Annotated in this window: 9 protein-coding genes; 2 read left to right on the top strand and 7 right to left on the bottom strand. The window is 39.7% G+C overall.

Annotated elements, in window-relative coordinates; all coding sequences use genetic code 11:
* Window positions 1-137 precede the first annotated feature (137 nt).
* The 7 genes from gcvP to H4J50_RS12195 form a co-directional block, all read right to left on the bottom strand.
* A complete protein-coding gene (gene gcvP / locus H4J50_RS12225) occupies window positions 138-3,038 on the bottom strand; it encodes an aminomethyl-transferring glycine dehydrogenase (protein WP_182256735.1) in 2,901 nt (966 codons plus the stop codon).
* A 203-nt stretch (window positions 3,039-3,241) separates the two neighbouring features.
* Window positions 3,242-3,631 (bottom strand): glycine cleavage system protein GcvH, encoded by a 390-nt coding sequence (gene gcvH / locus H4J50_RS12220; protein ID WP_108455411.1) that lies wholly within the window; start codon window positions 3,629-3,631, stop codon window positions 3,242-3,244.
* A 150-nt stretch (window positions 3,632-3,781) separates the two neighbouring features.
* Window positions 3,782-4,870: a glycine cleavage system aminomethyltransferase GcvT gene (gcvT, locus tag H4J50_RS12215; protein WP_182256733.1), complete on the bottom strand. Its 1,089-nt coding sequence runs from the start codon at window positions 4,868-4,870 to the stop codon at window positions 3,782-3,784.
* Between the two features lie 484 nt (window positions 4,871-5,354).
* Window positions 5,355-6,683, bottom strand: coding sequence for a UbiH/UbiF/VisC/COQ6 family ubiquinone biosynthesis hydroxylase (locus H4J50_RS12210; RefSeq protein ID WP_182256731.1), 1,329 nt, complete (start codon window positions 6,681-6,683; stop codon window positions 5,355-5,357).
* A gap of 23 nt (window positions 6,684-6,706) precedes the next feature.
* Window positions 6,707-7,996: a 2-octaprenyl-6-methoxyphenyl hydroxylase gene (gene ubiH, locus H4J50_RS12205; RefSeq protein ID WP_182256729.1), complete on the bottom strand. Its 1,290-nt coding sequence runs from the start codon at window positions 7,994-7,996 to the stop codon at window positions 6,707-6,709.
* A gap of 20 nt (window positions 7,997-8,016) precedes the next feature.
* The gene (gene pepP / locus H4J50_RS12200) at window positions 8,017-9,357 is read right to left on the bottom strand and encodes a Xaa-Pro aminopeptidase (RefSeq protein WP_182256727.1); all 1,341 of its coding nucleotides are present in this window, start codon (window positions 9,355-9,357) and stop codon (window positions 8,017-8,019) included.
* A gap of 96 nt (window positions 9,358-9,453) precedes the next feature.
* Entirely contained in the window at window positions 9,454-10,023 is a 570-nt protein-coding gene (locus H4J50_RS12195) for a UPF0149 family protein (RefSeq protein ID WP_108455406.1), read from the bottom strand.
* 235 nt (window positions 10,024-10,258) lie between these two features.
* Here H4J50_RS12195 and H4J50_RS12190 point away from each other — a divergent pair, with 235 nt between their 5' ends.
* Together H4J50_RS12190 and H4J50_RS12185 are read left to right on the top strand one after the other, a co-directional pair.
* A complete protein-coding gene (locus H4J50_RS12190) occupies window positions 10,259-10,564 on the top strand; it encodes a cell division protein ZapA (protein ID WP_108455405.1) in 306 nt (101 codons plus the stop codon).
* Window positions 10,565-10,590: 26 nt separating this feature from the next.
* Window positions 10,591-11,748 (top strand): hypothetical protein, encoded by a 1,158-nt coding sequence (locus H4J50_RS12185; RefSeq protein ID WP_182256725.1) that lies wholly within the window; start codon window positions 10,591-10,593, stop codon window positions 11,746-11,748.
* Window positions 11,749-11,778 lie beyond the last annotated feature (30 nt).

Genomic DNA, 11,778 nt, shown 5'->3' with positions numbered 1-11,778 from the left:
AAGATAAAAAGTGATGACAAAAATTCAATAAAAAAGGCGAACCATTTCTGGTTCGCCTTTAACATTTCACAAACTTAGTTAATTTTTCAAACTTAATTAAACTTTCTCAAACTTAATTAATGGATGACAAAAAATAACTAGTCTTCATAACTAGAAACTGGAGGGCAGCTACAAATTAAATTACGATCCCCGTATACATCATCTATACGGTTAACCGTTGGCCAGAATTTGTTCGCTGCTGCCGCTGGCACTGGGAATACGGCTTCTTGAATCGTGTAACCACGATCCCAAGGTGCTGTAATATCCGCAAGTGTATGTGGCGCGTTGTGTAGTGGGTTGTCTTCACTTGTCCACTCGCCTGACTCAACTTTACGTACTTCATCACGAATCGACACCATGGCTTCAATGAAACGGTCAAGTTCTACTTTTGACTCTGATTCTGTTGGCTCAATCATGAACGTGCCCGCTACTGGGAACGACATGGTTGGTGCATGGAAACCGTAGTCATTTAAACGCTTGGCTATATCAACTTCAGTAATTCCAGACGACGCTTTAAGTGGACGTAAATCAACAATACATTCATGTGCAACACGGCCATTTTTATCAGAGTATAAAATTGGGAAATGTTTGCTTAGTTTTGTTGCTAAGTAGTTGGCGTTAGTAATTGCGTATTTAGTCGCGTCAGTAACACCTTTTTTACCTAGTAAGGCAACGTATAAGTATGAGATACATAATATACCGGCACTGCCGTATGGTGCTGCTGAAACGGCGCCATTACCTTTGGTGTTTTCGTTAACGTTAATCAACGCATGGTCAGGTAAAAATGGGGCTAAATGCGCTTTAACGCCGATAGGACCCATACCCGGACCGCCGCCACCGTGTGGAATAGCGAAAGTTTTGTGTAAGTTTAAGTGTGAAACATCAGCGCCAATTAAGCCTGGTGATGTAACACCTACTTGGGCGTTCATGTTTGCGCCATCAAGATAAACTTGACCACCGTGCTCGTGCACTATGTTACAAATTTCAGCAATGGTAGTTTCATATACACCGTGCGTAGACGGGTATGTGATCATGATACAAGATAAGTTGTCGGCTAACTCTTCTGCTTTCGCTTTTAAGTCGGCCATGTCAACGTTACCTGATTTATCACAAGCAACTACAACTACTTTCATACCAACCATCATGGCAGATGCTGGGTTAGTACCGTGCGCAGATGATGGAATTAAACAAATATTACGATGCGCATCGCCACGGCTTTCATGGTATTTGTGAATCGCGATAAGGCCAGCGTACTCGCCTTGTGCACCTGAGTTTGGCTGCATTGAAATGTTGTCGTAGCCAGTAAGCTCTACTAACCAATCACCCAACTCGTCAATCATTTGCTTGTAACCTTGCGCTTGGTCAACAGGGGCAAAAGGATGCATGTTGGCAAATTCAGGCCATGAAACTGGGATCATTTGTGCTGTCGCATTAAGTTTCATGGTACAAGAGCCCAATGAAATCATTGAATGGTTAAGCGCTAAATCTTTGTTTTCTAACTTTTTGATGTAACGTAGCATCTCAGTTTCACTGTGATACGAGTTAAATACTGGGTGCGTTAAAATAGCTGATTCACGTTGTAACGTGGCAGGAATTGACGAATGACCATTATCAGTAATTTGCTGATCAAGTGCTGCTAAGTCTAAGCCGTGCCCTTCGCCTAATAAAATATCAAACAAAGTGTTTACGTTTTCACGTGTGGTAGTTTCATCTAACGAAATGCTGATTTGACCTTCAACGTCAGTACGGAAGTTAACGCCAGCAGCTAGTGCACGTGTAACGATTTCATCTTTATTACTTACGTTAAACGTTAAGGTATCAAAGTAGTTAGCGTGCGCAGCCGTTAAGCCTTTAGACGCTGTACCTAAACATAAAATATCAGCAAAACGATGAATACGCTGTGCAATAATTTTTAAACCTTTAGGACCATGATAAACCGCGTAAAACGCCGCCATGTTCGCTAATAACACTTGTGCAGTACAAATGTTTGAGTTGGCTTTTTCGCGGCGAATGTGTTGCTCGCGTGTTTGCATGGCCATACGTAATGCTGGGTTATTGCGCGTGTCTTTTGATACGCCAATAATACGACCTGGTAATGAACGTTTGAATTTTTCAGACGTTGTAAAGAATGCAGCGTGTGGTCCGCCGTAGCCCATTGGTACACCAAAACGCTGAGTTGAGCCGATAACGGCATCTGCACCTAATTCGCCTGGCGCTTTTAATAGCACTAAACTCATAATGTCAGCAGCAACAGCAACAATACCTTTTTTCTCATGCACTTTAGCAATTAAATCGCTAATGTCGGTGATTTCACCTGTGGCACTTGGGTATTGTAATAACGCGCCAAATACGTCGTGATCAACCACTTCGTTGGCTGGTGCTACAACGATGTCGAAATCAAACATTTCGGCACGTTGCTTAACTAAGTCGATAGTTTGTGGGTAAACGTCGCTTGAAATAAAGAACAAGTTTGATTTCTTGTTTTTTGATACACGCTTCGCTAATGCCATGGCTTCAGCAGCGGCTGTACCTTCATCAAGTAATGACGCTGACGCTAGGTCTAAACCTGTTAGGTCAATACACATTTGTTGGAAGTTTAATAAAGATTCTAAACGCCCTTGTGCAATTTCTGGTTGATAAGGCGTGTATGCCGTGTACCAGCCTGGATTTTCTAACACGTTACGTAAAATAACGTTCGGTGTCAGTGTGCCGTAGTAACCTAAACCAATATATGTCTCGTTTACTTTGTTCAAGCTTGCCACTTTTTTTAAGTCGGCTAAGGCTTGTACTTCAGTTTTGCTTTCTTCAATAGCTGGTAAATCAGCTAAACGAATATCACTTGGTACGATTTGATCGATAAGCGCGTCAATTGATTCAGCACCAATATCGCTAAGCATAGCTTGCGTTTGCTCGGCATTAGGACCAATGTGACGACGAATGAAATTTTGCGTTTGCTCTAATTCAGCTAAAGATAACGAGTCATTATTTTGAGTAGACATAAAACAGCTTCACTATAAAGTTGATAGTATTTAAAAAGAAAGCCTCGTATTCTTACAATAAGAAAGAGGCTTCAAAATGCTTTAGTTAAGTCAATCGACTTTAGGCAAAGCCGTCAAGTTGCGAGCCGTAGGAGCTTACTGTAGTAAGTGACAAGGCGAGCAACGCCGACAATGCAGACTAAAGTTGATTGACGACGCTAAAGTTAGTCTTCGTCGATCGAGTTTGCATAACCTTCAGCATCAAGCAAGCTTTCTAACTCACCTTCGTCTTCAATTTTTAACTTGAATAACCAACCGTCACCAAACGCGTCTGAGTTTACTAGCTCTGGTGAATCTTCAAGGTCTTCATTCACTTCAATTACTTCACCAGTTACTGGTGCGTAAATGTCTGATGCAGCTTTTACAGATTCAGCTACGGCAACGTCGTCACCTGTACTTACTGTATCGCCAACTTCAGGCAATTCAACAAATACCATATCACCTAAAAGGCCTTGTGCGTGCTCTGTAATACCTACAGTAACTACACCGTTACCTTCGTTACGTACCCATTCGTGTGATGTTGCATATTTTAATTCTGAAGGAATGTTGCTCATTATTTGGTTCCTAGTCTGTATTTTAAATTTTTGTTTAAATGACGATAGTATGAAGCTGCTTACGCTGATCAATCATACTATAGCTTAAATTTTTTGCATTTTTAATAAGGTTTTTTCACTCGCTAATAAAAGTTAGCGTAGATCCTATTTTTAAAAAACTTTTTTGCCGTTACGCACAAAGCTAGGCTTAATAACTTGTACTTTCACTAGTTTTTTACGCATTTCAACTTCTACTGTGCTGCCTAGCGCTACGCTACGTGGTACACGCGCCATCGCAATACTGTGGCCTAACGTTGGTGAAAATGTACCTGAAGTAATAATACCTTCGCCAGATTCAGTTAACACTTTAAGGCCAGTACGAAGTACGCCTTTTTCTTCTAGCACTAAACCTACTAATTTAGGTTGGTCACCTGCGGCACGTTGTGCGGCTAATGCTTCACGACCGTTAAAGTTACGATCTTCTGGTTCCCAGCTAATCGTCCACGCCATGTTAGCGGCTAATGGCGAAACGCTCTCATCCATATCTAAACCATAAAGGTTCATGCCTGCTTCTAAACGTAAAGTATCGCGAGCACCTAAACCACAAGGTTTAACACCAGCGTCTAACAATTGTTGCCAAAGGTCTGCAGCTTGCTCAGCAGGTAAAGCGATTTCGTAACCGTTTTCACCTGTGTAACCCGTGGTAGCAATAAATAAGTCGCCTGCTTGGGCTGAGAAAAATGGCTTCATACCATCAACAGCTGCGATTTGCTCTGAAGTAAGTAAGGTAGCAACTTTAGCTTTAGCTTGTGGGCCTTGCACAGCGATCATGGCAAATTCTGGACGTTCTGTAATCGTTACGTCAAATGTATTGGCTTGTTCGTTTATCCACGCTAAATCTTTTACGCGAGTTGCTGAGTTAACCACTAAGCGATAATCAGTATTTGAGAAGAAGTAAACGATTAAGTCATCGATTACACCGCCTTCTTCATTACACATACCGGTATAAAGCGCTTTACCTGCAACGTCTAACTTGGCTACGTCGTTAATCACTAAACGACGTAAAAATGCTTGTGCATCTGCGCCTTTAACATCAACAATGGTCATGTGTGAAACGTCGAACATACCAGCGTCATTGCGCACGGCGTGATGCTCTTCAATTTGAGAGCCATAGTTAATTGGCATTTCCCAACCGTAAAAATCAACCATTTTGGCGCCAGCTTCTAAATGCTTAGCATGTAATACTGTTTTATTTGACATCGTACGTTTCACTCACGTTAGTTGTTTTATCTAGCTTTAAAGCGCTTTTGTCAGCACTATTTTATACTTTGGTGTATAAACCCTAGAATAAAGACGAATGATTTACAAAAAGTGGCAAAGATTATAACTGTGAGTAATCGTTGATTCAACAGATAAAAAGGCATAATGAAAATATAAAACCAACTAAATAATCTATTCGAAATTATATTTTCAAAAGCGCGCCTTTTGAAAATATAATTCCTTTATGGCACAAAAACACAGCAACTAGTTGGCTAAAATTTTATATCCGTAAAAATTAGCGAATAAACTATTTTTTTATAGCCGTATTTTATCAATTGTTGCGTACCTAAAAGGGCTATTTACTTGACCTAATAGTCAACAAAATAGCCATATTGAGGAACAATACGGCGGTAATTAATTAAGTAATAGCGATGAATATACGATTACTTTTTAAACGTATATGTTGATTGCTAACTATTGAATGTTATTTTGAGTTAGATTTTTGAGCTGCTTGATGTGAAGTGGCTTTCGCTAATTCAGGCAGGTTACTTTTATAGCCTAATGCTTGATTGATAATCAAAGCTTTTGCCGGAGCAAACTTATTAAGTAATGACATACCTAAACCACGCAGCAATTTAATCGCACTTTGCTGTGGCGTAAAGGTTTGTTTAATGGCTTCCATCGCAGCGATCATTTCAGCTGCTTCACTTTTACGCCAGCGGGCAAACTGTTGCAGCGATTTATCGCTATACCAGTGGTTGTTATCAACACCACCATCATTTTTTGCTTGGTTAAGTTGTTTGCTAATCGTTTGTGACAGTGCCGCGGCATCGAGCAAACCTAAATTAACGCCCTGCCCAGCTAAAGGATGAATAGTATGAGCAGCATCACCAACCAATACCATGCGACCTTTAACAAACTCTTGGGCAAAGCGCATGGTTAATGGGTGCGTAAATCGCTCGCTAACCAGTGTTACTTTACCAAGTTTTCCATCGCTAGCGGCAGTAATTTCCTTACTAAAGTCTGCTACTGACAATGCACTTAAACGGGTTGCTTCTTCAGGGCTAGTTGACCACACAATAGAACATAAATCTTCTTGATATAAAGGTAGTAAAGCCAGCGGGCCGGTCTCTAAAAATACTTGCCAAGCGATATTTTGATGACCTTGCTGACATTTAACTGTCGCTACAATGCTATGGTGATCATAATCTCGAAAAGTTAACGGTACGTTCATTTGCTTACGTACCCAAGAATTTGCACCGTCTGCGCCTACAACCAATTTAGCCACAATTGGCATAGGTTGGCTGTTGTTACTGTTTGGCTCGAAAGTGGCAAACACTTCGTTATCGCTAGGATTTAATTGTTGAAGTTTGTTTTCGGTAAAAAACTCAATACCACTGTCTTGTGCCGCTTTATGCCACAAGGCATTACGAATAACTTTATTTTCAATAATAAAGCCTAATTGCTCAGGCCCATGACCTACCGATGAAAGATTAACATCGTTTAATGAAAAATCTAATTGTCCGTATCCGGCTTTATCCCAAATGTGCATATCGTGATAAGGCTGCGCGCGTTGGTCAATAATATCTTGCCAAACATTTAGGTTGCTAAACATTTGTTGACTGGCAGCATTAATAGCGCTTACACGCACTTCAGGTTCTTCGCTAAGTGTCTCACTTAACCCGTCACTTAACTCACCAACAGGTGCGTTATCAACAATAGCGACACTAAGTTCACTTTGTTGGCGAACAGCCAGTGCTAGCGTTAAGCCAACCATGCCGCCACCAACAATTAATAGATCAAATTTTTGCATGTTTTATTACATTCATTTTATGGCTAATAACCCATTGTTTTTTTAACAAGAGCATTTTTTAAACCGGGTAAATAGTTTACTACCTTTAAACCAATATTGCGCCCTGCCACTAGCGGCGGTAATTGATTCGAGAACAAGGTCACTAACAAGTCGGTTAAGCTAATAACTTGTTTTTGATCTTGTTGGCGAGCTTTACCATATTGCATTAAGTTGGCAAATGCGCCGATATCTTGTTGTTTTGCTAGGGCGTTTTTAATCACCTCAGTCATGTCGCTAACATCACGTAATCCTAAATTAAAGCCTTGCCCGGCAATAGGATGAATAGTGTGTGAAGCGTTACCAATTAATGCCATACGATGATAAACCTGCTCGCTCGCTTGCACTAATTTAAGTGGATAAACAACCCGTTTACCGACGTGAGTAATGTTGCCAAGCCAGTGTCCGAATGATTGTTCTAAGTGCTGAGAAAATTCGTTATCCGACAGGTTTAGCATTTTTTCAGCTAGCTCTGGGGTTAATGTCCACACTAATGAACATCGCCCTGCACTGTTTTGTTTTGCTCCATTTATACTTGCACTAGCACTAGCACTAACATTTGGCGCAGACGACAAAGGCAACATAGCAATTGGGCCTGTTTCGGTGAAGCGTTCGTAAGCAATGTTTTTATGATGAATAGAGGTAGCAACGTTAGCAATAAGGGCTGATTGTTGATAATCACGACTGGTAGTCGCGATGTTCGCAAATTGACGGCATGGTGATTGTGCGCCATCGCATGCGAGTAATAACGCTGCTGATAATTTTAACCCTGAATTTAATTCAACATTAACGAGGTCAGTTTGCCATTTTACAGCACTAATTTTGTCAGGGGTAAACCAAGTAATATTACTTTTAGTGGCTAATGCTTTTAAGAACGCAGCACCAATATTGGTCATTTCAGCAACGTAACCTAACGCTTCAACCTGATGGTGCTGCGCATAAAGTCGCGCTTTGCCATAGTAGCCGCGATCAGATATATGAATATTTTTAATTGGCTCGGCATGTGGCTGTAAATATTGCCATGCGCCAATACGGGATAAATAATTGGCGCTACCATGAGATAAAGCTAAAACACGATCGTCAAAGCTGGGTGTCGACTCAGATAACACAGGGTTAGCTTCAATAATGGCTATTTTGAGCGGCTTTTGGTTATGATCAAGCAACCCAGATAAGCTCAGCGCCATGAGGCTACCCGATAAACCGCCACCCGAGATAATTACATCGAAGTGCTGGGCATTATTAGCTGTATTATTTGAGCCAGTTGCACGCTTATCCATTATTTACCTTTACGATGAGTTTACTGCGCCATTAACGCTTCGATATCAGCGATAGTTTTCGGCGCATTAACCGTTAAGTTTTCAAAGCCTGTGGCGGTTACGAGTATATTGTCTTCAATACGCACACCTATTCCGCGCCATTTTTCGTCAACGGTTTTATCTGTACGCGGAATATAAATGCCCGGTTCAATTGTCATTACCATACCGGCAACAAATGCACGTAACTGTTCACGCTGTGGGCTAGCATGGTAGTCACCCACATCATGCACATCAAGACCTAACCAATGGCCAAGACCATGAATAAAGTATTTTTTACAAGCTCGCTGAGCGAGTAATACGTTTAAGTTACCTTGTAAAATACCTAAATCATATAAACCTTGGGTTAGAAAATTACAAACAATACGATTTAGCTCTGCTAGGGTTTGCCCTGGCTTAATTGCATCAATAGCAAGGTTTTGGCTATCAAGTACTAATTGATAGATTGTGCTTTGCTCAGCACTAAATTTGCCATTAACCGGGAATGTGCGAGTAATGTCAGCAGCATAACCGGCTAACTCTCCACCCGCGTCAATCAATAATAAGTCACCGTTATTAAGTGTTTCGTCATTATCGGTGTAATGTAAAATGTTAGCGTTGTCGCCACCGGCAACAATAGAGCTGTATGCAGGGTATCGCGCACCATTAGTGGCAAACTCGTGCAATAACTCGGCTTCTATTTGATATTCGAATTTACCGACTTGAGTTTGTTGCATAGCACGTTGATGTGCAGCACCACTAATAACATTAACTTGGCGCATAATATCGAGTTCAGCATTTGATTTATGTAAACGCATTTCGTTTATTATGTCGCTGCAATCAATCAAGGCCGCTGGTGCTTTAATACCTGTGCGAGCAGACTTTCTAAGCTGAGCTAACCACGACAATACTTTTTGCTGGAAATCACTTTGCTCATGCTGACAAATTAATACCGACGCTTTACCTACCATTAACGGTAATAATTGCTCATCGACTTCGTCTAAACTAAAACAGTTATCAAATTTATAAACGTCAATAGCTTGAACTTGACCAACGCGACGCCCATGCCAAATTTCTTGTAATGTATCTTTTTTACGGGAAAATAAAACACTTTGAGCTGCTGTTGAATCATTACCTTTTATTAAGGCTAAAACAGCATCGGGTTCATTAAAGCCAGTAAGATAATAAAAGTGCTTATTTTGGCAAAACGGGTATTCGGTGTCATTACTACGGGTAACTTCAGAACCTGCAGCAATTAACGCTATGCTATTTATAGGCATTTGGTCGATAAATGTTTTTCTGCGCTGACAAAACTCGGCAACAGGCAATAAGGTATTTTTAATCATGGTTATCAGTTTAGTTCTGTCTAATTTTCAATAAAAATTTATAACATTATTTTTAACACTTAAAATTATTCTCTCAAATGTTGTAGCCTGAAAATGCTAATGTATGGTCGTTTTTGTATCTTGTGTCTCAGGTGGAGACCCTAGCTCGGTAAAGCAAAGCAAAGCTGAAATTCGAACGTATTCAGCGATTTCAAAAAATGCTTGTTCGGTATCTTCATCTTCTTCCATTTCGTCAGACAAGTTGGCGATCTCACCAAAGTCGACCAACACTTCTTTCACATCTTCCGATAAAGCAGCATTTTTAGTTTGCTGTAATCCAAAGCCCAAGTTGAAGCCCTGAACCCATTTACCTATAGCATGACCACGTTCAATTATAGAGTCGTCATCATCGGGTAGCATCAATTGAAAACTGTAAGAATCGTCAAGTATTTTTTGCCAAATATCACTGTATATGTTTTTAACCAAGCTTTGAATGGATGCAGGTAAACCTTCGGCGTTATTCAACATGTCGTTAACCATAGCGATATAATCGCTACTTTCGAACTCGAAGCCTGCGGCTATTAATCCGGTAAGTACACCATGTATTTCAGCAGCATGGGCTTCAATACCTTCACTAGTTAAAATTGCTTGTACTGAGGGGAAATCTAAAGTGGTGCTATTAGCCATAAAATATAAGTTCAATCAGGAGTATATTGTCGACTATGTTAACATTGGCATAGCCTTGATTCCAGAAAAAACCATAGAGATCACTTGCATAGTACAACACGCACCGTTATAGTTCCCCTTTATGGCGCACTACATTTTGGTTATCGATAAATTTCTTGATAATACAAGCTAGTAGCGCAATAGTTTGAGCTAATAACTCAATAAACTAAAAATAATGCATTGAGAATATCGCGCAATGAGCCAACACACAGTAACCATAAATGTTGCCAACAAACGACTTAAAGTCGCTTGTCCGGCTGGACATGAATCTGCGTTGTTGCAAGCGGCAAATGAGATAAACCAACGTTTAGAACAAGATGCTAAAAAATCTCACTCGGTAAAAACGCCTGAACAAGCCTTGGTGATGATGTCATTAAACCTTGCCCATGATTTGATTCAAGCCCGCAATGAGCTAGAGCAAGAACGCGAAAAAATGCAGAGTAAAATCGAACTACTGCAAGCCACCATAGAACAAGCCGTAAACCCAACTAAAACCGCATAAGATTATCTGCACTGAAGGATCAGAGCATGCATTCGAAAAAGTATGTCCTAGTAATTATTTTTATAATCGTGTTTATTTCGATTATAAAAGTAACATCGCTGTTTTATAACAATACTCCTAGCGTCGCTTCTGACAAAATTTTAACTGATAACGTTACAACTACAATCACTCCGGCTTTTGATGACACTCAATCTATTACCAATAATCGAACTGAAAACTTTATTGGCAATTCAACAACCTCAGAAAAACAAAAAAGTAAACTGAGTCAGCTCATTGAAAATTGTATTAACAATATTGAACTTGCTGATAATAATGATGATGATATTACATCACAACTAGACTCTTACATAACTAGCCTTAAACTTAGCAATAATAGCAATGACATGCTGGCTTTGTTTATGCAAAACTATCAAGCTAGCAATATTGTAGACACCGACTTTATTTTCCAACTTCCTCCAACGACATTACACAATGAGATATTATTTGAACAGCAACTAACCATGTGCTCAACAAATTTCAATGCGAAATTTTGCAATGAACGCTTATATTCACAAGCTAACTATATTGATAAAGACAACGCTTATTGGTGGTATTTAATTGCTCAAATTCACCTTTCTCAAAATAACATACCTGATGCTACTGATGCTTTTTATATAGCTAATGGCAAAGCCTATTACAATGAATACTTTTTTGAAAAAATAAATTTTATTGAGCAAAATGCTGAACAACATAGCAGCTTAAATATTAATGTTAGGCTGGTTTATGCCGTCGGCATATCGAGTAGATTCAATTTAAACTACGCCATGGTAGTTGATTATTGCAAAGATAATTTAAATGATCTTGAAATAGCCGATTTATGCTTACAAATGGGTATTCAACTTGAACACAGTGGTAAAACTCTTTTAGCTCATTCTTTTGGGCTTGCCTTACAAGAGATTTATTACCAACATAATTTAAAATACGATGAAGTGGCTGAAATAAAAATAAAACAAAATACACAAAGAGATGCCATCATTAACAACAGTGATTATAAGGCAGCAGCATTATTAATGACCGTTGACGAAAGACTGGCAAGAACATGGTTGAACTCTGGGTTATCAAAAGGTGAAATATTTGCTATTTCACAAACAATTAACGAAGCAAAAGTATTTGCTCAAGATAAAAACTACCTCCCTTGCCAGTAATTTTGAGTACTGTGTAACTGGGTTTTAAAT

Origin of the sequence: Colwellia sp. 6M3 (assembly GCF_014077595.1) — a bacterium.
Lineage (GTDB): Bacteria > Pseudomonadota > Gammaproteobacteria > Enterobacterales > Alteromonadaceae > Cognaticolwellia.
This window is presented reverse-complemented; position numbering and strand designations above follow the sequence as displayed.